18 protein-coding genes and 1 pseudogene are annotated in these 24263 nt (G+C 53.2%); 13 read left to right on the forward strand and 6 right to left on the reverse strand.

What is annotated here, in order from left to right; translation table 11 throughout:
* The first annotated feature begins 40 nt into the window (after nt 1-40).
* Nucleotides 41-1225 carry an NAD(P)/FAD-dependent oxidoreductase gene (locus JCM12308_RS17060; RefSeq protein ID WP_054784538.1) on the forward strand — a complete coding sequence of 395 codons (1185 nt, stop codon included), beginning with the start codon at nt 41-43 and terminating at the stop codon, nt 1223-1225.
* Here the strand turns inward: JCM12308_RS17060 and JCM12308_RS17065 are convergent.
* Nucleotides 1222-2178: a LysR family transcriptional regulator gene (locus JCM12308_RS17065; protein ID WP_244271931.1), complete on the reverse strand. Its 957-nt coding sequence runs from the start codon at nt 2176-2178 to the stop codon at nt 1222-1224. The genes JCM12308_RS17060 and JCM12308_RS17065 overlap by 4 nt on opposite strands.
* A 55-nt stretch (nt 2179-2233) precedes the next feature.
* Here JCM12308_RS17065 and JCM12308_RS17070 point away from each other — a divergent pair, with 55 nt between their 5' ends.
* Nucleotides 2234-3217 (forward strand): aldo/keto reductase, encoded by a 984-nt coding sequence (locus JCM12308_RS17070; protein WP_054784580.1) that lies wholly within the window; start codon nt 2234-2236, stop codon nt 3215-3217.
* A 626-nt stretch (nt 3218-3843) separates the two neighbouring features.
* Nucleotides 3844-4692, forward strand: a complete 849-nt coding sequence (locus tag JCM12308_RS17075; protein ID WP_054784540.1) for a hypothetical protein — start codon at nt 3844-3846, stop codon at nt 4690-4692.
* 39 nt (nt 4693-4731) lie between these two features.
* Here JCM12308_RS17075 and pap read toward each other — a convergent pair.
* Nucleotides 4732-6281: pseudogene (pap, locus tag JCM12308_RS17080) on the reverse strand (polyphosphate:AMP phosphotransferase).
* A 272-nt stretch (nt 6282-6553) separates the two neighbouring features.
* On the opposite strand from pap, the gene JCM12308_RS17085 reads away from it, so the two are divergent.
* The gene (locus JCM12308_RS17085) at nt 6554-8557 is read left to right on the forward strand and encodes a bifunctional DedA family/phosphatase PAP2 family protein (RefSeq protein WP_054784541.1); all 2004 of its coding nucleotides are present in this window, start codon (nt 6554-6556) and stop codon (nt 8555-8557) included.
* An 11-nt stretch (nt 8558-8568) separates the two neighbouring features.
* Here the strand turns inward: JCM12308_RS17085 and JCM12308_RS17090 are convergent, their stop codons facing one another.
* Nucleotides 8569-8886: an ArsR/SmtB family transcription factor gene (locus tag JCM12308_RS17090; protein WP_008550373.1), complete on the reverse strand. Its 318-nt coding sequence runs from the start codon at nt 8884-8886 to the stop codon at nt 8569-8571.
* Nucleotides 8887-9324: 438 nt separating this feature from the next.
* Between JCM12308_RS17090 and JCM12308_RS17095 the strand changes: the two genes are divergently transcribed.
* The 4 genes from JCM12308_RS17095 (at nt 9325) to JCM12308_RS17115 (ending at nt 14298) form a co-directional block, all read left to right on the forward strand.
* Nucleotides 9325-10686 carry a DEAD/DEAH box helicase gene (locus tag JCM12308_RS17095; protein WP_054784542.1) on the forward strand — a complete coding sequence of 454 codons (1362 nt, stop codon included), beginning with the start codon at nt 9325-9327 and terminating at the stop codon, nt 10684-10686.
* Between the two features lie 12 nt (nt 10687-10698).
* Entirely contained in the window at nt 10699-11769 is a 1071-nt protein-coding gene (locus tag JCM12308_RS17100) for an alpha/beta hydrolase (protein WP_208978666.1), read from the forward strand.
* A gap of 74 nt (nt 11770-11843) precedes the next feature.
* Nucleotides 11844-12344, forward strand: coding sequence for an MmcB family DNA repair protein (locus JCM12308_RS17105; protein ID WP_054784543.1), 501 nt, complete (start codon nt 11844-11846; stop codon nt 12342-12344).
* A 307-nt stretch (nt 12345-12651) separates the two neighbouring features.
* Nucleotides 12652-14298 (forward strand): GMC family oxidoreductase, encoded by a 1647-nt coding sequence (locus tag JCM12308_RS17115; protein WP_054784545.1) that lies wholly within the window; start codon nt 12652-12654, stop codon nt 14296-14298.
* A gap of 60 nt (nt 14299-14358) precedes the next feature.
* On the opposite strand, the gene coaBC is transcribed toward JCM12308_RS17115, so the two are convergent.
* The 3 genes from coaBC to JCM12308_RS17130 form a co-directional block, all read right to left on the reverse strand.
* Entirely contained in the window at nt 14359-15561 is a 1203-nt protein-coding gene (coaBC, locus tag JCM12308_RS17120) for a bifunctional phosphopantothenoylcysteine decarboxylase/phosphopantothenate--cysteine ligase CoaBC (protein ID WP_054784546.1), read from the reverse strand.
* A 140-nt stretch (nt 15562-15701) separates the two neighbouring features.
* A complete protein-coding gene (locus JCM12308_RS17125; RefSeq protein WP_054784547.1) occupies nt 15702-16067 on the reverse strand; it encodes a VOC family protein in 366 nt (121 codons plus the stop codon).
* A gap of 157 nt (nt 16068-16224) precedes the next feature.
* Nucleotides 16225-17457 (reverse strand): penicillin-binding protein activator, encoded by a 1233-nt coding sequence (locus tag JCM12308_RS17130; RefSeq protein WP_054784548.1) that lies wholly within the window; start codon nt 17455-17457, stop codon nt 16225-16227.
* Between the two features lie 356 nt (nt 17458-17813).
* Here JCM12308_RS17130 and rsmI point away from each other — a divergent pair, with 356 nt between their 5' ends.
* From rsmI to JCM12308_RS17155, 5 genes are all read left to right on the forward strand, one after another.
* The gene (gene rsmI / locus JCM12308_RS17135) at nt 17814-18734 is read left to right on the forward strand and encodes a 16S rRNA (cytidine(1402)-2'-O)-methyltransferase (protein WP_008550519.1); all 921 of its coding nucleotides are present in this window, start codon (nt 17814-17816) and stop codon (nt 18732-18734) included.
* Nucleotides 18700-19107: a YraN family protein gene (locus tag JCM12308_RS17140; protein WP_008550364.1), complete on the forward strand. Its 408-nt coding sequence runs from the start codon at nt 18700-18702 to the stop codon at nt 19105-19107. The genes rsmI and JCM12308_RS17140 overlap by 35 nt, the downstream gene beginning before the upstream one ends.
* Before the next feature lie 117 nt (nt 19108-19224).
* Entirely contained in the window at nt 19225-20199 is a 975-nt protein-coding gene (gene gshB, locus JCM12308_RS17145; protein WP_083416828.1) for a glutathione synthase, read from the forward strand.
* A gap of 192 nt (nt 20200-20391) precedes the next feature.
* On the forward strand, nt 20392-21918 hold the full coding sequence (locus tag JCM12308_RS17150) for a YifB family Mg chelatase-like AAA ATPase (RefSeq protein ID WP_054784549.1): 1527 nt from the start codon (nt 20392-20394) through the stop codon (nt 21916-21918).
* Between the two features lie 67 nt (nt 21919-21985).
* Nucleotides 21986-24229 (forward strand): response regulator, encoded by a 2244-nt coding sequence (locus tag JCM12308_RS17155; protein WP_208608898.1) that lies wholly within the window; start codon nt 21986-21988, stop codon nt 24227-24229.
* Nucleotides 24230-24263 lie beyond the last annotated feature (34 nt).

Consider the following 24263-nt stretch of genomic DNA (forward strand, 5'->3'; position numbering starts at 1 on the left):
GGTTCTTACTTTCTCCATTTCTCAGTATTCAGGTGTAACTATGGCGATAGCTTCAGTTGATGTTGCTATTATTGGGGGGGCTGTCATCGGATCATCGGTGGCGTACCATCTTGCACAGCGCGACGATTTTAAGGGTAGCATTGCGGTCTTTGAGAAAGACCCATCCTACCAACATTGCGCCTCGGCGCTTTCTGCCGCTTCTATTCGCCAACAGTTCTCCTCTGCCGTGAACATCGACATTTCGCTCTATGGCATCGATTTCCTGCGCAACATTGGTGATCTTCTGGAAGTTGACGGCGATAAGCCGCGTATTGATCTGGTTGAAGGCGGCTATCTGTTCCTCGCTACACCGGATAAGCGCAGCATTCTGGAAGAAAACCACGCTCTACAGCAGAAGATGGGCGCGGACATTGGTTTTCTGGAAGCTGATGCGCTGAAAGCCAAGTTCCCCTGGCTCAATACCTCTGATCTTTCCGCAGGCTGTCATGGCCTGTCCGGCGAAGGCTGGTTTGACGGGTATGGGTTGATGCAGGCGTTTCGCCGCAAAGCGCGCTCCCTGAACGTGCCTTATGAGCCGTATCAGGTGGTTCACCTTGAAAAGATCATGGGCGGCAGCTGGATTCTGACGCTCTCCAACGGTGAACAAGTGGAAGCTGGCGTGGTGGTGAATGCTGCCGGGGCTTCCGGCGGGACACAGATCTGTCTGGAGGCTGGGTTTGACGCGCCGGTTCACTCCAAAAAACGGATGATCTTTACTTTTGAATGCCGCGATGAGGTTCCCGGCCTGCCGTTGCTGATTGATCCGAATGGAACCTATGTACGCCCTGAAGGCACCGGCTTTATCTGTGGCAGTTCACCGGATGAAGAGCAAGACCCTGATTGTTACGATTACGAGGTGGACTACTCCTTTTTCGAGGAGCACCTGTGGCCAACACTGGCAACGCGTATTCCTGCATTCGAAGCCATCAAACCTGGCGCTGCTTGGGCAGGGCATTATGATGTGAACCTGTTCGACCACAACGCCTTTATGGGGCCAGTACCAGGCATCGAAGACTTCTACATCGCCCTAGGCTTCTCCGGTCACGGCCTGCAACAAAGCCCTGCCGTTGGACGCGCACTTGCAGAGCATATCGTGACAGGCGGCTATGAAACGCTGGACCTTTCCGAACTCGGCGTTGAACGTCTGGCTGCCAACAAGCCGCTGATTGAGCGGAACGTGGTTTAACTGGAGGTGGCCTGCTGAGGTGGGCCGCTGAGTTTGCTGCGGTTTTGGATGATCAGGTCGGCCAGGAAGTCTGCCATGACGCGCATTCGGGGGGAGTGGGCGAGGTCGGAGTGCATGACCAGATAGATAGGTTGTTCGACACCAATATCCGCATTCACGCAGACAAGACCAGCATCCGATGCAAGGAAGTGCGGTAGGACGGCGAGGCCGAGACCGGCTTGTGTCGCTGCGACTTGCGTTGCCAGTGATGATGTTAGAACGGCGGGTTGGCGGCCTTTCAGAGCGCGTTCAATCCATTTTGCATTCACCAGATGCGAGAGCGCTTCACACCAGGAAATGAAGTCATCCTGCTCATAATTCTCCTGGTCAGCCCATTTTGTTCGTTTGAGCGCATAGTCTTTGCTTGCGTAGAGGCCAAAGCCAAGTGTTCCTAGACGGCGGAGGGTGACGTTGCCGCTTTCTGGTTTCACCATGCGAATGGCTAGGTCTGCATCGCGGCGGTGCAGGTTGACTGAGCTGACGTCGGTCAGGATCTCTATGTGCAGCTCTGGGTAGTTTGCACGAAACTCTGGCAATGCGGGCAGGATCAGGTGGGTGGCGAGGTTTTCTGCCGTGGCAAGACGGAGTTTGCCAGAGATGCCTGCCTGTGCTTTTGCGCCGGAAGCGAATGCTGTGGCGGCGGCTTCCAGCGCTTCGGCTTTTGCCAGCAGATCGCGGCCATCTTCAGTGAGCTGGTAGCCAGACTGGTGCCTGATAAACAACGGAATTTTCAGCGTTTCTTCGAGGCGATCGATCTTTCTTGAGAGTGTCGCGACACCGATGCTCAGGCGATAAGCAGCAGCGCTGAGTGTTCCTGTTCTGGCGACAGCCAGAAAGGCTTTGGTGTCATCCCAAACAAGATCGCGCAGGATTTCATTTCCACTTTCGGAAATCTGCTTTCCAGTTTTGCTCATATTTTCCATTTTTGAAACATGGCAAGTAATCAGCAGCAACACAAGGAAGATGCTGATGAAAACTCGCCAACTCGGTTCCAAACTCAATGTTTCCATGCTCGGCCTGGGATGCATGGGAATGAGTGAGTTCTATGGCTCACATGATGACAGCGTATCCTTGCGCGTGATGGCGCGAGCGGTTGAGCTGGGCATCGACTTTTTTGATACAGCAGACATGTACGGCCCTCATCACAATGAGGAGCTGATTGGCCGCTTTTTGAAGGAAACCAAGGCGCCGCTTAAGATCGCAACGAAGTTTGGCATCAATCGCAAACCCGGTGAATACAAGCGGACGATCGAGAATAGTCGGCAATACGCACGGCAGGCTTGTGAAGCTTCTCTGAAACGTCTGGGGCTTGATTACATAGACCTTTACTACGTTCACCGCGTGAACCCAGCGCAACCCATTGAAGATGTGATGGGGGAGCTTTCGTTGCTGGTTGAGGAAGGTAAGATCGGCAATATCGGGCTTTGTGAGGTCAGCGAAAAAACGCTTCGCCGGGCTCATGCCGTTCATCCGATTGCAGCGGTGCAGACAGAGTATTCTCTTTGGTCGCGTGATGTGGAAGAGGCGATCCTGCCGACCTGCCGCGAGCTTGGGATTGGCTTTGTGCCTTACTCTCCCTTGGGCAGGGGCTTTCTAACGGGCAGTTTCAATTCTGAGACGCAGTTTGAAGAAGGTGACTTCCGCGCAAATCTGCCGAGGTTCTCTAAAGAAGCGCTGCAGGTGAACGAGGGGATCACGAAGGTTATTGTGGAGGCTGCCGCTCAGAAGCAATGCACGCCTGCGCAGCTCTCTCTGGCTTGGCTGCTGGCGAAGGGCGACGACATTGTGCCTATTCCGGGAACCAAGAGATTGCGCTATCTGGAAGAGAATATTGCGGCAACCGAGATTGCGCTTTCTTCTGAGGAAGTTGAGGCATTGGAGGCTAAGCTTGCTCTCATTTCAGTTGTCGGCGAACGGTACACACCTGAAGGCATGAAAGGGCTGAATGCTTAGACTGACTCCCTGACTGCTGGAAAAACTTATCCCCCTTGGCGAAAGATGGTCCCATACTAATCCCATGCCCACGTGACGGGCAGCTGGCGGGCCGTCCGTCGGCGTGTCGTGGGCTGGGTGGGGCTTTTGTAAGGGGTAACGCATCTTGCAGAGGTCCGGTGGCACCGATTTTCAGGCGTGACTGCATGGTCTGAGAGGAAGGGCCCAACCTGAAGGGCATCACGCAGTGGCATTTGCTGGTCAGAGCAGTACATGCCAAGGGCAACGGACCTGTTTGGATACGGAAACTTATCTGAGCAAAGCCGTTGTCTTTCCGGGAAACCGGCTATCGTGTCTTTCAGGATAAGAGGCGATGTTGGCCATACCAAAATGCCCGGGCAAGGCGCGTAGCCAATGCCGAAGACTCTATTACTAACTCAATGCGCAGGTATTGCCTGCCGCCTTGCTCCTCCCGATTTTCGGGAAATCTAACTTCACCACTGCATGGGATGCCATGTGGTGCTGTTGGTGTTTATTTTCCCGCTCCAGTGCCATTCAGAACAGCAAAACGCTGCATTTTCCTTCAATCTGACAAGCAGAGGGAAAGCCCCAGCATGACCAGTTGACCACGTGAAGGAGGGTGGACCATGTCATCTTCAGTTGGTTTGGACACAACACGTATTCATCCGCAGATCTCTGCGGGTGATCTACAGAGCATCAAAGGCGCTTCAGACCGGGAGCATATTGGCAATCCGGCGACGCGGCTCTGGGACAAGATTGTCGACTGGTTTTGCGGCACTGATCGCGTCAACGCGAAGAAGCTGGTGTTTGATCTGTACTCCCCAAGCGTGACGGATCAGAACAAGGTCAAAGCCTTTGAGCAACTGCGCGAGATAGCTGGTGCGAATTTTCAGGAGAACTTCAAGGTCTATGACGGTCCGCGTTTTCAGAGCTATAGCGTGCTGGACTTCAAACTGGAGTTTGATGTGCGCAGCCCTGATCCAGACAGCGTGGAAGGCACCCTGAAGAACGACATCATGATGGAAGGAATTAAGATCCCGGAACAGCAGGGATTGCAGTTTCAAAAGGACTTCGACCGTAGGCAGGAGCGCACGTTCACCCTCAATTCCGAACCCATTGAAGATTTGAGCGTTCTGGATCAGTTTTCATCTCAAGAGCGAGCTGCGATCTATGCGATTTGCCATCAAGGTTTGTTTCCGCTGTTATCGGGTCCCGTGATGTGCATGTCCAATCATCAGGAGATGCGGTTTGATATCATCAAGCCGGGGCCGGATGATTTGCGGATTCAAGCCTACATGGAAAAGGACATTGCTGCGGACGTTGAAAGCGCCGACTACGAACGGCTGCAGCAGCAGGTTGCGGAGTACGAAGGCGTGAGGAAGTCGCTGAAGATTGAGGCGGTGATCAACGTCTGGCGCGGCGGACGGGAAGTTGATCTGGTTTCCGCAGAAGTCCTGTCACAAAACAGCGTGTGACAGGACGTAACTTAACAAAGGCAGACGAAGAGAGCTGGCTCAGATCTCTTTGTCCTTATCCTTCTTCTTCATCGCTTTTTCGAGCGCATTCACGGTGGTTCTGAGCACCTGAATGCGAGCGTAGCGCTTGTCTTCTGAGGAGATCAGCGTCCATGGTGCGTAGCGAGTTGAGGTGCGGTCCACCATGTCACCAGCTGCGATGGCGTATTCGTTCCATTTGAGGCGATTGCGCCAGTCTTCCTCAGTGATCTTGTAGTTCTTGTAGGCGGTTTCTTCACGAGCCTTGAAGCGGCGCAACTGCTCTTCTTCAGAGATCGCGAGCCAGAACTTACAGAGGATGAAGCCAGAATCCGTCAGTTCTTTCTCGAAAGCGTTGATTTCGTTGTAGGCGCGCATCCAGTCAGCTCGGAGCAGAAGCCCTCGACGCGCTCAACCAGAACACGCTCATACCAGGAGCGGTCGAAGATTGCGCTGTGGCCCTTCTTCGGCAGGCGACGCCAGAAACGCCAGAGGTATGGATGCAGCTTTTCTTCCACGGAAGGCGCTGCGATTGGGTGCACTTTGTAGTTCCGCGGGTCCATGGAGCGGGTGAGGCGGCGAATGGAGCCCCCTTTGCCAGCTGCGTCATTGCCCTGGAAGACTGAGATGAAACCGAACTTTTTGAAACGCTTGCGGTCTGTCAGGTACGCCATCTTGTCCTGAAGCTCTTCAAGCTCTTCCTTGTACTCCTCTTTGGAGATGGTCGCGGACAGATCAATCGCATCCACCGCATTGGCCTGAGACAGGGTGGTGACCACGGCAGGCGCTGAAACCGGTTTGCCGTTGCCGCTTTCCAGCTTCTTCTTCATGGACTGGGCGATGGTTTCTGCCAGTGCAAGGTCACGAACATCCGGATCCTGTGACGGGATCACGAACCACGGCGCGTAGCCAGTGCTGGTTTGCAGAGAAGCTTTTTCACCTGCGGTCTGAGCTGCGCGATAATGTTCAGCACCGGACCATTCCTCAATGAAGTTGCGGCCTTTTTTGCCTTTGGCTTCTATATCATGCAGGCGTTCCTGCTGCTCTGCCTTGGGCAGGGTGAACCAGAACTTGAGAAGGAGAATGTTCTCGTAGGCGAGCATTTTTTCGAAGCGGTTGATGGCAGACAGCTGGCGTTCCAGCTCTGCGTCATCAATCTTGCCCATAACCGCATCACGCAGAGGTTCCTGATACCAGGAGCCAAACACAATGGAGGTTTCACCGCGTGCAGGCAGATCCCGCCAGTAACGCCAGTAGTTTGGTCGGGCGCTTTCAGACTCGCTGCGCTCTTCATGATAAGCGTTGCAGAACAGGTAACGCGTATCCATCCACTCGTATAAACGGGAGATTGCCGCGCCTTTACCCGAGCCGTCAACACCAGCGAGCAGAATGATTGTTGCGAAAGCTTTGTTCTCTCTCAGCTTATGCTGAACTTCCAACAATTCCTCACGGAGTTCAGGCAGTCTTTTCTGAAGCAGCTCTTTACTGACTGTCTGAGGAATGTTTGCAGACTGAAACATGCAAGTGACCTTCGCATCTGGGGCATGGCGTAAAATGTTATTTTTGCTCATTCGGCTTTGGGCCAAGAATAGCCATTCTGTATTATTGCTTAAAGAGCTAAACGATGTTTTTCGTCACCAGAATTAACGTATGGGTCTGATTAGTGGGACTATTATGCTTTTTGCAGGGAATAGGGCTTGTTATTTCCCTTTCAAAGGGCCAGATGCCTGCATATAAATGTAACAGAATGCGCACCATATTTTGGTCACCTTGGCACGATGTATACATTTTCAGTGGTCACCCAGCGATCTAAGTAATTTAAGAAAGAGCTAGAGACTTTTCAGTGAACGTCGATTTCGTCACCACATTCCTCAACCACATTGTTGATTTCATTGCAGCAAATCCGGCTTTTGCTGGCCTTATCTGTTTTATCGTCGCAATGGGTGAAGCGCTCTTTCTGATCGGGCTGGTGTTTCCAAGCACTGTTGTTCTTGTGGGGGCTGGTACGCTTATCGGTCTTGGTGAACTGCCGTTTCTGAGTATCTTTTTATGGACGACTGCAGGCGCCGTAACGGGCGACGCTTTTTCCTACTGGTTTGGTTACTTTTACAAAGACAAAGTACGGACAATCTGGCCTTTAAGCCGCTATCCGGACTGGCTAAAACGTGGTGAAGATTACTTTGCCAAACACGGCGGTAAGAGCATCTTTATTGGCCGTTTTGTGCCAGGTGTGAAATCTGTTGTGCCGGGCATTGCCGGCATGGCGGACATGAGTTTTGGCCGCTTTACCTTCTTCAACGTGACCTCTGCGTTTGCCTGGGCTGCATTGCATCTGGTGCCGGGCGTGATGGCTGGTTCCGCACTGTTTGCGATTGGTGAGATCAACACCCGCCTTGCGATTATCCTTGGTGGTCTGCTGCTGGTTCTTCTGATCGCCGTGGCGATTATCCGCTGGCTGATCATGTTTATTCTGCCAATTGTTGGTGGTTCGCATCAGGCAATCGTCAACTGGTTTGGGCGACGTCCTGATCGCTTCAGCCAATGGATTGCACGGACGTATGATCCTGAAAACCCACGCAGCGTGGGCATGCTGGTCTCTGCGTTCTTCCTGCTGGTAACGCTGCCGGGCTTCATCTGGTTTACCGGAGCCGTTGCTCCGGGCATGCCGATGGCGCGGGCGGACCTTGCGATCAGCAATTTCTTCCAGATCGCCCGAACACCGATCATCGATAAAATCATGGTCATGATCACCATGATGGGCGATGGCACGGTGACTGCGACCGTTACGCTCGCCGTGGGTATCTATCTGTTTGGCCGCAAGGCATGGCGTCGTGCGACAGGTTTTGTAATTGCAATTGTCAGCTCCTCGATCTTCGTGGTCATCACCAAAGCGTTGATTGGCCGGGATCGTCCGATTGAGCTGTACTCTGGCGCTGATGCATTCTCATTCCCATCAGGGCATGCCACCATCAATACGGTGCTGATTGGTGTGATTGCGGTTCTGGTGGCCCATGAACGCTCACGTCTGAGCAAGACGATCATCTATTCTGTTGCCGCGACCTTTGCGATCCTGATCGGGTTCTCGCGGGTTTATCTGGGTGCGCACTGGCTTTCAGATGTGCTGGCAGGCCTGCTGTTTGGCTCAGGTACCGTGTTCTTCTTCTCGTTTGTCTTCGGGCACATTCACAATGAGAAGGTGGGCAGAACGGCTCTGACGATTATCTCGCTATGTGCATTGGCGATCGCCTCCTCATGGCACATCAGCCAGAACTACTCGACAGCAGCTGAGGCCTATGAGCCGCGCAGCGAGTCTGTTGTGATCCAGAAGTCCAGCTGGCGCATGCAGGATTGGCGCTTGCTGCCTGCCAAGCGCGTTTCCATTACGGGTGAACTGGAAGAGCCGATTACGCTGCAATGGTCCGGCACACCGGAACAGCTGGAGCAGGAACTGACCAAGCTTGGTTGGCGCAAGGCACCGGAATGGTCCTTCCCGACTGCGACTGGCTACCTGAAAGGGGAAACCCCAGCAGGCGAGCTGCCACCAGTGCCGCACACCAATGCGGGCTTCCTGCCTGCACTGACGATGGTTTACGAAAGCGATCAGGACCACCGGCAGGTGTTCTGGCTTTGGGAAACACGCTTCAAGCTCTCCGATGTAAACGGAGACATTTCCCATCTGTATATTGGTGGCGCACTGGACGAAGAAACCGTCCGCCTGTTTGGTGAGTTCTCAGGTCTGAAGTCCGAGGATGAAATTCCGGTAGATCTTCATATGTTCAACCAGCTACCAAATGCAGAAGAGAAACGCAGGTGGGACGGTAGCTCAGTGGTTATCGCGGGGCCTTAAGGCAGGCCCTGCTATGCTTCTTCCTGAGGAGCGCAGTAAAGACCGTAAAGAGTTTGCAGAACGGATTCCACTTCGGCGCTGGCCAGAGAATAATAGATTGTCTGAGCACTGCGACGGGTGGAGACCAGATTGCTGGCACGCATCTTGGCAAGATGTTGTGAAAGAGCGGACTGGCTTAAATTCACAGCTTCTGCAAGTTCACCTACAGTACATTCGCTCTGAACAAGTCGACACAACACCATCAGGCGCTTGGGATGCGCCATGTTAGCAAGAAGCCGGGCAGCTTCCTCAGCGTTTTCTTCTAAGTCTTCAAAATTTGCATCAATCAAAGCTCGAACCCTAATCTTTAATGTTATTAGCAGCAGGCCAGTTTTAGGATAATGGCCATAAAAGCAGCATCATTTTTCTTGGTACCCATACATAAAGAAGAACATGAAACATGCAAGTAGCTGGACTGCTCTAACCGGAATTGTCGCCCTTTTCTTGTCAGGACAACCAGAATATTATGCTCCCCGGCAATAATTCTAGCATAATGTGGCGGGTCTATGTTAATAGCCCGATCAAACCACGCCCCAGAGACTATTCCAGTAGAATTAACTGATACAGCGTGCTGCTGTGCTGGATTTCTCGAAGGCAAACTTCTTCAAGCTTGTTTCACGCATCTGCTTAATTGAGGAACGGATTTCACGTTTCAAAGGACTGCGGGAAGCACATGACGAAATCAGCAGAACCGGGAACGGATACTCTGCTTATCTGAGAGATCACTGTTGACCGACTTTGACAAACTTGGTGTTGCAAAACCATTTCAGATCGCCCTGAAATCTAAAGGCTATAGCGAGCCAACACCTATTCAGGAAAACGCAATTCCGTACATTCTGGATGGCAAGGACCTGCTTGGCCTTGCTCAGACCGGAACGGGTAAAACCGCCGCTTTCGCAGTGCCGCTTCTTCAGCGCTTGCTTGAGAGCCGGTATCGCGCTGCGCCGAAGAGCGTGCGTAGCCTTATTCTGACGCCAACCCGCGAGCTGGCGGATCAGATCACTAAGAACATCAAGGCCTATGCGGGCCGCACCAAGATGTACACCAGCTGTGTTGTGGGCGGCGTGCCGTTTCCTCCGCAGTTCCGCGCCTTGCAGCGTGGTCTGGATGTGCTGGTGGCAACGCCAGGCCGTTTGCTGGACTTGCACCGCAAGAACGGCGTGAGCTTTGATGAGCTGGAAATCTTCGTTCTGGATGAAGCGGATCAGATGCTGGATCTGGGCTTTATCGCAGAGCTGGAAGAGATCGCTTATCTGCTGCCGAAGAAGCGTCAGACCCTGTTCTTCTCCGCGACCATGCCGCGCGAGATCCGCGATCTGTCGGAACGCTTTTTGACCAATCCGGTTGAGGTGAGCACCGCTCCACCTGCGACCACGGTTGAGACTGTGACACAGCAGATTGCGCATCTGGAGAAAGATGCCAAGTTCCCGCTGCTGAAAGAGCTTCTGGAGAAAGACGAGTGCGAGCGCGCACTGGTGTTTACTCTGACCAAGAAGGGCAGCGCCCGTCTTGCAGCACGTTTGAATGCAGATGGAGTGCCTGCTGAGGCGATCCATGGCGACATGTCTCAGGCAGAACGCCAGAAGACGCTGGACAAGTTCAAGCGTGGTAAGCTGAAAACACTTGTGGCGACCGATGTTGCAGCTCGCGGGATTGATGTTTCCGACATTTCTCACGTGATCAACTTCGATATGCCGAACGCGACGGAGAACTACGTTCACCGTATTGGCCGTACAGCGCGTGCGGGTAAGAGCGGAACGGCGATCACCTTCTGCTTGCCGGAAGATCGCGGCATGCTGCGTGCCATTCAGAAGCTGATTGGCAAGAAGATCGCGGAGATGGATGGTTTCACCTTCTTCCCGTCTGATCGTGAGCCGAAAAGCGCGCGCAGCAATGCACAGGTGGCTGGTAAGCGAGCAAAAGGTAGCGGTCCACGCAAAGGGCCGGGCAATGGCAAGTTTGCGCAGAAGCCAAAGGGCAAACCTGCTGGCAAGAAGTCTCCTCCTCGTCGTTCACCGAGCAAGTCTTCCGACAATGCATCCGCACCAGCGGGTGATACTGGTGGTTACCTGAAGCGCAAGAAGCCCTAAGCCCATCCGCTGATGCTGGACTTAGCGGAGCGACCAGGTGTGTCTTCACGCGGGTTGGAGGTGAAACTCCAATCTGGTGGCCGCAGCGGTGTGCTGGTGGTGGTGTTCTCGCAGGTTCGCATTCCTTCCGGCAAGTTCGGACTGGAGCGCCTGTTTGCCAAGACGCAGCATGCCTGCGTTGTTCTGAATGATACCACCTCACAATGGTACCTTGATGCAGAGCAAGAAATTGATCAAGCCATCGACCTTGCTATCACTCAGGAGCAGCCTGAACGGATCATCTATTACGGCGCTTCCATGGGTGCTTATGGAGCACTGATAACGGGTCTGCGCAGGCAAGATGGCGAGATCTATGCCTTTTCGCCTGAGCTGGAACTGGGCACAGCAGGCACGCAAAGCGCTGATTATCTGGCGCGGCCCGCCCCGGATAAGCTGGAGTTGCTGGGACCTCTGGCAGGAGACCTGAGGCATCCAGTGCATCTGCTGTTCGGGTTGTTTGATTGGGTCGATACCTGCGGTTACCTGGCGGTTCAGCGCCTTCCTGAGAGCGAAAACCTGAACTGTTATGGGATTGCCGGGCCGCATGCGCTGCATGACCAGCTTTATTCGCTCAACACCATCCGCCAACTGATCAAAACGTTCCAGCGGGACATAGCTGAGCTTCTTGCGGATAAGAACCTGCTGAATTCGCAAAGCCTTACAGATTGTGAGGTATTTGCTCAGCTGGGACATGCATTGGCGTGTGGTGAGGTTCCTTCTTTGGAAGCTTCAGAGGCATTGCGTAGCAATCCGGGCTATGGATTGCTGGAGGCAGAGTGGCTTGCTTTGCTTGGTAAGCACCATGATGGAGCGGAGCTGCTTCGGGAGTGGCATGAGATCCTTCACAATGATGCGGTGATGAGGACGGCTCCCAAGCGATGGCGGAAGGCATTTTTGATGCGGGCTGCAGAGCTGTATCTGCAGGCCGGACAAGCATCGCAAGCTCGTGATGCTCTGGCAGATTGCATCAGGTTGTTCCCGGTTGATGAGAACATGCGAGAATTAGCGGGTCAGTTGGATATCGTAGTGCAGGCCCCTTACTAAAGATCCCTTTAATCTCCGATTGAATTTGCCTGACAGCTTGCTAATATCACAAAGAACAAAGTGGGAACGATTTCATGGAATTTGTGAAGGGCTCAAATCGCGTTCAACTTGATGATCCTCTGGTCGATGGTCGTCAGTCTGACCGCGCATTGAAAATCCAGCGGGGAGTGCAGCGGTATTTGCGCGTTCTGGGTCATACGAGCCTTCCTGAAGTCACGCTTGCATCGGGACGGCGGGCTGATCTGGTGGTACTTGGTAAGAAGTCAGAGATCTGGATTATCGAGATCAAGTCATCCATCGAGGACTTCAAAGCCGACAACAAATGGCATGAGTATCGCGATTACTGCGATCGCCTGTTTTTTGCGACCAGCCCTGATGTTCCGCAGGAGATATTTCCGGAGGAGACCGGGTTCATTCTGGCGGATGATTACATGGCAGAGATTATCCGCGAAGCGCCGGAGCACAAGCTTTCAGCGGCCACCCGTAAAGCCGTGATTTTGCGATTTGCGCAAGCTGCTGCGAACCGACTGCATGATTTGACTGATCCAAACCAGAGAAACCTGCGGCGGGGATAAGCTGGGGAAGAAACTCAGCAAGTCTCTGTGTTTCAATGAGTTTTTCATCGAATACACCACGAGAAGTTGCAGGCCTTACATACTCACCAGAATGTTCAGGTTTCCGTTTAGGGAAAGGCTCACTAACATCAGACCATAAAACAGCTCGCCGCATTCAGGCGAGTGCAAAGCTCTGGTTTTGAGGCGTGTTCTCAACTGAGAACCGGGAGAACTTCTCAGGAATACGCCAAAGACCATTCTTGCTGCTGCATTTTCGAAAGAGAAGAGGCCTTTCGGGAGTGTGCTTTTGTTTCTGGGGAGGGGCACAATGGATTTTGATTATGTGATTGTTGGAGGTGGCTCGGCGGGATGCGTGCTAGCAGCTCGCCTTTCTGAAGACCCTTCAATTTCTGTTTGCCTGCTGGAGGCTGGTGGCGAGGGCAAGTCCGTTCTGGTACGCGCCCCACTTGGTATCGCGGCAATGGTTTCTGCAAAGCCCTTTGCAATCAACAACTGGGCTTTCGACTCTGTTCCGCAGACCGAGCTGAATGACCGCACGACATTCCATCCGCGCGGCAAGGCGCTGGGCGGTTCTAGCGCGATCAATGCGCAGCTTTATATTCGCGGCCAGAAAGAAGACTATGACGGCTGGGTCGAGCAAGGTGCGGATGGCTGGTCGTTTGATGAAGTACTGCCTTACTTCAAAAAGTCGGAGAGCAATCAACGCGGTGAAAGCTCTATGCATGGGGCTGACGGACCTTTGCAGGTCTCAGAGCAACGTTCTCCGCTGCCAATCTCTCACGCCTTTCTTGCTGCTGCTGAAGGACGGCAAATCAAACGGAACAATGACTTTAACAGCGGTGATCAGGAAGGCGTCGGGCTCTATCAGGTCACGCAGTTCCATCAGGACGACAAGAAGGGCGAGCGCTGCTCAGCGGCGGCTGCCTATCTTCACCCAGTCATGGACCGGCCAAACCTGACCGTCATCACTCATGCTCGCAGCACGCGGGTGTTGTTTGAGGGCAAGAAAGCTGTTGGCGTTGAGTATAAGCAGAAACGCAAGTTGGCGGTGGTGAAGGCGAAGCGGGAAACGATTGTTTCTGCTGGTGCTTTCCAATCTCCGCAGCTGCTTATGCTTTCCGGCATCGGGCCTGCGGATGAGCTGGCGAAACACAACATTCCGGTGCTGCATGATCTGCCGGGCGTGGGCAAGAACCTGCAGGACCATCTGGATTACACCATCAGCTATCGCTCCAACAAAACGGATATGCTGGGATTGGGGCTGAAGCCGGGTATTCAGCTGTTCAAGGAGATTATGCGGTGGCGGAAAGATGGGTCGGGCATGATTGCCTCGCCAGCAGCAGAGGGTGGTGCATTCCTGAAAACCAGTCCAGAACTGGATCGCCCGGACGTTCAGCTGCATTTCGTCATCTCCATCATCGATGATCATGGCCGCAAGCTCTATGGCGGTTACGGATTTGGCTGCCACGTTTGCGTTTTGCGTCCGAAATCAACGGGGGAAGTGGGGCTCAACTCCGCTGACCCTATGGATGCTCCACGGATTGATCCGAAGTATCTGACAGATCAGGAGGATCTGGATGTTTTGGTGAAGGGCATCCGTATGACACGGGATATTCTGGAAGGGCCCGAGCTCTCTGAGTATCGGGAGGACATGATCCACGATTTTGGCCGCGACGAACACAGCATCAAACAAGCAGTGCGAGAGCGGGCCGAGACAATCTATCATCCTGTCGGCACCTGCAAGATGGGCAAGGATGAGATGTCCGTGGTCGGGCCTGACCTCAAGGTGCATGGAGTTGAAGGGCTTCGCGTAATTGATGCTTCAGTCATGCCGTCTCTGATCTCCGGCAACACCAATGCGCCAACAATCATGATTGCCGAGAAAGCATCCGACATGATCCTGGGCAAACAACCGCTTGGCGCTGAGCACGAAACCGAGCAGGTATCTGCCTAAACAGCAAAAGGCCGGTACGATTGCACCGGCCTTTTAAAAATCATTTCAGTCGCTGGGCTCTCAAGAAAGCTCTGCGATCTTCTGGACGAGCTGGCGGGCCACTTCGTCCTTACCCATTTTCGGCCAATCCTCGACGCCGCCATGTGTCACAAGCCGCACCGTGTTGTTGTCACCACCCATCACGTTATTCTCGGGGCTGACATCGTTTGCTACAATCATATCAGCGCCTTTGCGCTCCAGTTTTCCGCGCGCGTTGGCGATAAGATCGTTTGTTTCGGCAGCAAAACCAACAACCAGTTTCGGGCGTTTGTCCTGTAGGTGACCAACTGTTTTCAGGATATCCGGATTTTCGACCAGGTTGAGCGCTGGCGGCAATCCGCTGCCATCCTTCTTGATTTTCTGGTTGCTGTCATGCGCTACGCGCCAGTCTGCAACAGCAGCGGCCATAATCGCGATGTCAGCAGGAAGGGCGCATTCAACAGCGGCCAGCATGGCGTTTGCGGATTCAACGCGGATGGTTTCGACACCCTTTGGGTCTGCCAGAATTGTCGGCCCAGAAACCAGTGTTACCTGCGCTCCGGCTTCGGCAGCAGCTTCTGCAATGGCATAGCCTTGTTTGCCGGAGGAGCGGTTGGCAATGTAACGCACCGGATCAATCGGCTCATGCGTTGGGCCAGCGGTGATGACGATACGCTTGCCCTTCAAAGGCAGATCTTTGGGAGAAAGGAGGTCTTCAATCGCAACTACGATTTCCAGCGGCTCAGACATGCGGCCATAACCAGCTTCGCCTTTTTCCGCCATTTCGCCCGCGTTCGGTCCAACGAAGTGAAGGCCATCAGCTTTCAGTTGCGCCACGTTGCGCTGGGTCGCCGGGTGACTCCACATTTTGGAGTTCATGGCAGGAGCAACGAGGACCGGCTTGTCGTTTGCTAATAGCACGCAGGAAGCCAGGTCATCTGCCAGCCCATGAGCCATCTTGGCCATGATGTTTGCGGTGGCAGGGGCAACAACGACTAGGTCAGCTTCACGAGAAAGGCGAATATGGCCCACATCGTGCTCCGCTTCGCGGTCAAACAGCTCGGTGAACACGGTGTCGCCGGTTAAGGCGCCAACTGCGAGGGGGGTGATGAACTGGGAGCCGCCATTGGTGAGAACCGCACGAACCTTTGCGCCACGCTCCTGAAGGCGGCGGATCAGATCCAGCGATTTATAGGCCGCAATTCCGCCTGTGATGATGAGAAGAATGCGCTTGTCTGAAAGCATTATTAAAACCACCTTTTGCGCGGGCGTAGACCCACCAACTCATTTCCTGAGCTAGTTCTATCCGGTTTCCCTACGGATTTCATTAGTTTCCTAAAGGCTATTCGTCCCATTGGGTAAATCGCGGTGGTGCAGATCCGGGATCAGAGCCTGAACTTATCCGGATGGGGCCAGATTTCCTGTTCGGGCCGGTCAAATTGCATCAGTTCAATCAGGTTTCGACCATCCTGAATAAACGCAATCCAGACACCCTCTGCCGGGCTTTGAGGGGGCAGAACAACGTTTTTGCCCTTAAGGGCTTTGTGCAGGTCATCAACCACATAGGCAACGTGCGGCGTTGTTTTGATCACATCGGGAAGGGGATTGTCATCATCAAAGTTCATCCACTCGATGGCGTAGGGGCCATCATAATAGCCAGTGGCTGTCAGCTTTAGTTTGTCATTGTGGTCCGCTTCCGGCAGCTTTTCGGTGGTTGGGATGCCAACATGATGAAAGCGTAATTCCTGCATCACTGTGTGCCTTTGTTCGGCATGAGACGAAACCAGCCTAAGCCAGAGTAATCACCGTAGGGCCAACAGGACCGGCACAATTGGAAGGATTTGAAAATGCCAATAAAAAAGCCCCGCTCAGATGAGCGAGGCTCTTTAACATCAGAATTTGCAGAGCTTAGAACTGGCTTGCAAAGCTGCGCGGTGCCGGAGCAATTGGCTCTGCTTCGCGCTTGCCGGTCACGGCGTAAACAGCCAAACCACGGTTGTTCAGGCCATCCTGCTGGAAGCGGAAGATGCCATCAATGCCGAGGAAGCCATCACGGTTGGTCAACACGCGGTCAGAGAAGCGATCCGGCCCAGCGGAACGCACCAGCCCAGCGGCCAGAATGGTTGCATCATATGCCAGCGACGCATTACGCGGTGGCTGAGAACCATAGGTTTCGCGGTAACGGGTTGCGAGACGCTCGAAGCTCTGGTTATCCGGCCCCGGGAACCAGCTGCCAACCATAACAGGAGACTGAAGGATTTCCGGCGTGTTCCACTGACCACTGCCGATCATCTTCACTTCGCCAAGGTTAGCGCCCATCTCGGTCATCACCTGCACAACGAACGGAGGAACACCGCCGCCTTCAGGCACAAACAGAGTGTCTACCTGAGAAATGGAGCGGCTCAGGCTGGCAACGCGGGCACGAATATCTTCAGCATTGCCCGGAATGTAGCGCTCAATGGTGATGATACGGCCATTCGTTTGCCCAACTGCCTGACGGAAGGCTGCTTCAGCAACTGCGCCGTAGGCATTGTTTGGAAGCAAGGCTGAGTAGGAGCGACGTTCCTGCTCTGCTGCGTAAGAAACGATGCGGTTTACGTCAGAAACCGGCAGATAGCTGAGCAGATATGTGCCCGGCTTGGCTGCATTGGTATCAGAGGAGAACGCAACGATTGGAACACCAGAACGACGTGCAACTGCTGTTGCACCCTGAACAGCTGGCGCGAAGACAGGGCCGATCAGCAGCTCAGCGCCTTCACTGATTGCCTGCTGTGCCGCGATGCTTGCGCCTTCAGCGGTGCCGCCGGTGTCTTTTACGAGGAGCTGGATGTCAGCGCCCTGAAAATCTTCGAGTGCAAGCTTGGCGGAATTTTCAAAGAGGGTTGCCACAGAAGCAGCGGACTGACCTTCGCCTGAGTACGGCAGAAGCAGGCCGACACGCACTGAACCGTTGCCGATAGCACGGCCAGAGACCAATTGCAGCTGTCCGTTCGGGTTTAAATCAGGCTGAAGAGGAGTGTTCACCGATGAGAAGTTAGGTGAATTAACACAGCCAGCCAACAGGACCGAGATGCCAAGTGCAGCCCCTGTCACAAGTTTGCGGAAGCTCATTCCACGCAGTGTGGCTGATCCTAAGCTCATGGATGCCCCATCTATTCCAAAGGCCGTAAGATCAATCCCTCGTTTAACAAGGAATGAAATCCGGCAATTTACATTTAGAGTTCACCGCATGCCCGCATGCACTCAGCTCTAATCGATTGTTTTGCGCCGTCCCTATCCGAAAACCGGTTCCCACTTTTCGGGGAGAGGCTGTCATTTGGTTTATTTCTACAGATCCACCGCAGTTAATACAGCCTCAACCCAAGGAAATCCGCGATTTTTTTAAGGATTCTGTCAAAAACTCCCCGTTGTAATTAGTCATTTTGCGGTTTGTTGGTTAGATGTGCACTCTCTACTGTGCAAAACTTGCTCCATTCTGGAGCTTTCACGAGGCGACCATGGATCATTCCGAAGCTGCATCTGAGCGGAAATACTACATAGGCGAGCATTCGCTGAACGCTAAACGGATTGAACCGGGCCTGCACATCGTTTCAACGCCAATCGGCAACCTGCAGGACATCACAATCCGTGCGCTGGAAACCCTTGCAGCTTGCGATCTTATTGCCTGTGAAGATACCCGTGTGACGGGTGTTTTGCTGCAACGCTATGGCATCCGCACGCAGATGATGACGTATCACGAGCACAACGCCCAGAAGCAGCGTCCGAAGATTATGGAAGCGCTTGAGGCGGGCCGTGCGGTGGCTCTGGTTTCAGATGCCGGGACACCGCTGATCTCCGATCCGGGCTTCCGTCTTGTGGGTGACGTGGTTGAGCAGGGACACAAAGTAATTCCCATCCCTGGTGCTTCTGCCATGCTGAGTGGTCTCGTTGGAGCTGGTCTTCCGTCTGATACGATTTTGTTCGCTGGTTTTCTGGCAAACAAGACCCACGGCAGGAAGAAGCGTCTTGAAGAGCTGAAGGATATTCCGGCAACGCTGGTGTTTTATGAAAGCCCGCACAGAGTTGGGGCTTCGCTTGCTGACATGAATGAAATTCTTGGAAAGCGACAGGCCGTTGTGGCACGAGAGCTGACCAAGCGGTTTGAGACCTTTCAGCGAGGAACCCTTGCAGAACTGAGTGATTTCTTCTCGGGGGATCGCCCCAAGGGAGAAATTGTTATCCTTGTCTCACCACCTGAAGAGCAGGAACTGACCGAGGTTGATGCAGACGCGCTGCTGATGGAGGCATTGAAAGAAATGCCAGTGAGCGCAGCGGCGAAGAAAGTCTCCAAAGCAACCGGGGTGGATCGAAAAACGATTTATGCCCGTGCGATGGAGCTGAAAAATGCAGGATCCGCAGAAGACACCGAGAGCGACTAAGAGCAATCTTCTCAAGAAGCAGGCGGCCTACCGCAAAGGGCTGCAAGCGGAGCTGAAGGCCGAGATGCTGCTTCGTCAGGCGGGCTGGCAGATTCTGGAAAGACGCTACAAAACCAAGCAGGGCGAGATAGATCTGATCGCCGAACAGGACCAGACAATCGTGTTTGTGGAGGTGAAGGCACGGCGGGGTGTGGATGATGGCTTATATGCAATCACGCAACGCTCTCAACGACGGATCGCCAATGCCGCGCGGGAATGGGTTTCTCACCACCATGAAGTGGTGGGAAAAACCTTGAGATTTGATGCGGTTATTCTGCCAAAGCACGGGGAAGCCCAGCATTTTCCTAATCTTTTCGAAGCTGAAATTTTTTAGGAAACAAATATTTTATCGCAAAAATGTAGACAAATTGCTTTCTGACCCACATATCTGCGGCTAACATCCATTATTATTTACGTGGATTTCTACCCCTGCGTTATTTTAGGAGTGCCTATGCCCCAAGCAGCTACTTCTGGTGCCAAGCGGCCGCTTAAAGTCGCGGTTCAGATGGACCACATCTCCACCATCAACATTGCAGGCGACAGTGCTTTTGCCCTGATGCTGGAAGCGCAGGATCGTGGTTACGAACTGTATCACTACACACCAGAGCGGTTGGCGCTTTGGGGTGAAAAGGTTATGTGCCGCGTTGAGCCGGTGACGGTACGCGATGAAGCTGGCAATCACTTCAGTTTTGGTGAGCCACAGCGCGTTGATATGTCCGATATGGACGTGGTGCTGATGCGCCAGGATCCTCCCTTCGATCTGGCTTACATTGCAGCAACCCACATTCTCGAGAAGCTCTCGAAGACAACGCTTGTGGTGAACGATCCGATTTCTGTGCGCAATGCGCCTGAAAAGCTGTTTGTAACCCAGTTCGCTGATCTGATGCCGCCAACACTGATCACTCATGATCGCGAAGAAATCGATGCCTTCCGTGAAGAACATGGCGATATCGTCATGAAACCGCTGTTTGGCCACGGCGGTGCAGCGGTATTCCGCGTGACACAAGACGACCTGAACTATGGGTCTCTCTACGACTTCTTCTCCGTGACTTTCCGCGAGCCATGGGTCATTCAGAAGTTCCTGCCGAATGTAAAGCACGGTGATAAGCGCATCCTGCTGGTAGACGGCGAGTTCGCCGGTGCAGTGAACCGTGTGCCTGCTGAAGGCGATCTGCGCTCCAACATGGTGCGTGGCGGTTCTCCGAAGGATAGCGATCTGACTGAGCGTGAAAGAGAAATCTGCGCACGCCTTGGGCCAACATTGAAGGAGCAGGGCCTCATCCTCGTTGGTATCGACGTGATTGACGGAAACCTCACCGAGATCAACGTGACAGCACCGACGGGCATTCGCGCCATTCAGAAACTGGGCGGCCCTGATGTAGCGGCCCGAGTTTGGGATGTGCTTGAAAGCAAGCTGGAAAGCTAAACAAGATCAAGGCTCTGTTTCACGACAGGGCCTTTTCATTTTTATCGGATCAGCCGTTTCTTTTACTCAAGAAATTACCTGAAGCTTTTAAAGGAAGCTTTCGTATTTCTGAGTATTCAAGGCTTGTGTGTTTCCCGTTCGTTCCTGCTTAATTACTGCAATTCTGATAAATTGTGGCTGCAGGAGTGTCTGGTGTTTTCTCGCATCTCTACCGTTTCCTTTCAGGGCGTCGATGCTGCCAATGTTGATGTGCAGGTGCAGATTAGTCCCGGCTCTGTCTACTTCACTCTCGTTGGTCTGCCAGATAAAGCGATCGCAGAAAGCAAGGAACGGGTACGCTCCGCACTCATTGCTTCCGGGCTGGCGCTGCCAGCCAAGCGCGTAACGGTAAACCTGGCGCCTGCTGACCTTCCCAAGGAAGGCTCCCATTACGACCTACCAATTGCTCTGGGGCTTTTGGTGGCTATGGGCGCTCTGCCAGCTGAGGCGGTAGAAGGCTTTGTTGTTATTGGCGAACTTGCACTGGATGGCAGCATTTCCCACGTCAATGGGGCTCTGCCAGCCGCAATCGCAGCTGTTGCCAATGAGAAAGGGTTGATTTGCCCGGCAAGCTGCGGATCAGAAGCTGCATGGGCTGACGAAAACCTGAAGATCATCGCCGCAAGCTCACTGGTTCAGCTTTATCGCGCTCTGAAAGGGGAGATAACACTATCCGATCCGAAACCGCGCAGTTCACCACTTGCCGCCAGTTCTTTGGATCTAGCAGATATTCGCGGTCAGGAGACGGCTAAGCGTGCTTTGGAGATTGCTGCCGCAGGCTCTCATAACCTGCTGATGGTTGGGCCACCTGGTTCCGGGAAAACCTTATTGGCCAGCAGATTGCCTTCGTTGCTCCCACCGCTTTCTGCTCGTGAGCTGCTGGAAGTCTCTATGATCGCTTCGATTTCCGGAGAGCTCGAAGACGGAGCTTTAAGCAATCAACGCCCTTTCAGAGCACCCCATCATTCTGCTTCCATGGCCTCTCTGGTGGGGGGAGGGGTAAAAGCAAAGCCCGGCGAAGTCTCATTGGCACACAACGGAGTTTTGTTTTTAGATGAGTTACCGGAGTTTGACAGCTCCGTTCTGGATAGCTTACGGCAACCCATCGAGAACGGAGTGGCAACAATAGTGCGAGCCAACTACCGCGTCAGCTATCCATCCAAAGTGCAGGTTGTTGCAGCGATGAACCCATGCCGTTGCGGTTATGCTGGCGAGCCCGGACATACCTGCCGACGAGGTGATAAATGCGCCAGTTCCTACCAATCACGCGTATCCGGACCATTTCTTGACCGAATGGATTTGCAGTTGCATGTGCCAGCAGTTTCAGCAAAGGACTTGATCAGTCCAACAACTTCGGAAAGCTCCGAGACAGTAGCCCAGCGCGTGGCAAGAGCGCGAGCTATTCAGCAGGCACGATATGCATCGCTGGGACTGGACATAACTGTAAACGCTCATGCAAGCGCGCGGATCATCGAACAGATTGTTGCGCTTGATAATGGCAGTAAGGAGTTGATTGAGCAGGCTTCCATTCAGTTTGGACTGTCTGCGAGAGGCTATCATCGCGTTTTAAAACTCTCTCGTACAATCGCAGATATGGATGGCTCGGATAAGGTGCAAAGGATTCATCTGGCTGAAGCATTGAGTTTCAAGCGCTCTTCAGCCTATTTGGCAGCAGCATAATCTGCTATATCCTACCAATTGAATTTTACTGAATTTCCAAAATAGTTCGGCTGGAGCAAAAGCAGTGTTGAAGCGGAGACTAAAAACCGAGGAGAGCACCCACGTTGTTACTCAGGCTCGCGTGTCTCTAATCAAGCAAACAGAAGCCTCTGAGCAGTCCTCGTTTATTCTCAAGAGCCTTTCCATCTTCGTTGGTGTTGTTTGTCTTGCAATCGCGCTGCTTTTGACGGATTGGCGCTCTGCGCAAAGCCTTTATGTGGTGTTACTTGCCTTTGGCGCAGGTGCAGTTCTGTTCCGCCGTTTTCCTGCAAGTGATGTGATTGCACAAAGCTGGAAAGCTGCTCAAATCCAAAGTGAGGTGGAGCAGCTGGAAGACCCTTCCGAACTGGCAAGTGATGCGGATTGGCAGCTGCGTGAAGCCGATGACCGGCACCGTTCCATTCTGGATGCGCTGGGCGCTATTGTTATCCGCTGTGACAGCAGCGGTCTCGTGCTCTCCATCAATGATGCGGGTAAGCGGAGTTTTCCTACTGGATTTGGCATTGAAGTCGGCAAAGCCATTCACTTGCCTTATGCGGAAGACTTCACACCAGAACTTGAAGAAAGTGCAGCAGGAACAACAGAAGATGTTGCCTTGCGCACAAAGCACGGAACTCGTTGGTATTCTCTGCTGCGTTTGAGCATTCGTGACGGCAGCGGGGGAGCTCCGATCATCCAATGGATCCTCACGGATGTGACAGACCGGCGGCACGCAGAGCAAAAGCTACGTGCAGACCGGGACCATGCCGCAAATGCCAGTGAAGCTAAATCTCGGTTTCTCGCAATGGTTAGTCATGAAATCCGAACGCCGCTCAACGGCGTGCTGGGCATGGCTGATTTGCTTGACGACACTTCAACAACCGCCGAGCAGCAGAACTACATCAACGCTATCAAAACATCTGGCTCAACGCTTCTGATGCTGATTGATGAGGTCCTTGATTACTCAAAGATCGAGGCCGGAAAACTGGAATTGGAGTCCGGAACGATAGAACTGACGCCGTTGATCGAGCGTGTGGTGGAACTGTTGTCTCCCAAGGCTCATGCCAAAGGGCTTCAGATCGGTTCTTACATCGCACCGGAAGTCCCGGAGACGATCCAGAGCGATCCAGCACGGCTTCAGCAGGTGCTCTACAATCTGGTCGGCAACGCAATCAAGTTCACGGAGCAGGGCGGTGTTTCACTGGTCTTGCAGGTGTCGCAGGATTCCGCTGGCAATCATATTTTGGAGTTTGCAGTAAAAGACACTGGCCCTGGAATGGATGACGTGACTGCAGCGCGCATCTTCCGGGAGTTTGAACAAGGTGAATATGGACGCGACCGCAAGTTTGATGGTGCCGGATTGGGACTGGCGATTTCCAAGAGACTTGCAGAGTTGATGGGCAGCTCGCTGACTGTTCAAAGTCAGCTCGGATGTGGTTCGACGTTCCTTCTTGAAATGCCACTCGATCAGATTGTCGATGAGGCTATTGAAGAACATTCAGAGCACATTGCAATCCTGACCAGTAATCATATTGAAGTTGATCTGGTTCAGAGAACTCTGATCAGCAACGGTTTTGTTCATACCCGAGTGCTTGATCCAGAAGATTTAGAAGCAAATCTGCTTAGAGCACAGCTTGATCGCCTGTTGGTTGGCGAAGAGTATGTTGAGCGTATTCGCGACTTCTACCAGCAGCATTCTACTCATGCTCCTGAGATCATCGTGTTCATCAAACCTCGGGAACGAGCTCGCATTGCCGATATCAAAACTGGCGAGTTTTCTGGCTACCTGACACGTCCTGTACGCCGCGCATCTTTGTTGCGCGTCATTGCGCTTGGTCTCGAAGTTGAAGAAACGGATGAGCAAAGCAGTGCGCTTCCAGAGGAGATCAAGCAGACGACAGAACCGCAAGAGCGCGTGCCTCATCTCAATGTTCTTGTGGCAGAAGACAATCCGATCAACTGGATGCTGGTCAAGGCGCTACTAAGCAAACTGGGGCACCACGCGGAGCTCGCTGAAGATGGGCATAGGGCTGTCACTCTCAGCACAACCGGAACATTTGATGTGGTTCTGATGGATCTGCACATGCCAGGCCTTGATGGACTGGAAGCGATTTCCCAAATTAGAGGCAGAGAAGACAATTCTGCGGCTCAGGTTCCGATTTATGTTGTTTCAGCGGATGTTATGCCGGAGGCAAAAGAAGAGGCCCTGAAAGCTGGTGCGGATGGATTTTTGAGCAAACCCCTGAAAAAGCAGGATCTCGAAGCTGTGCTAAAGCGGTATGCTAAGGGGTAACTTGGTATATTTAGCCTGTTCAATATCAAGAGGC

This window comes from Pseudovibrio denitrificans JCM 12308 (assembly GCF_001310815.1).
Taxonomy (GTDB): domain Bacteria; phylum Pseudomonadota; class Alphaproteobacteria; order Rhizobiales; family Stappiaceae; genus Pseudovibrio; species Pseudovibrio denitrificans.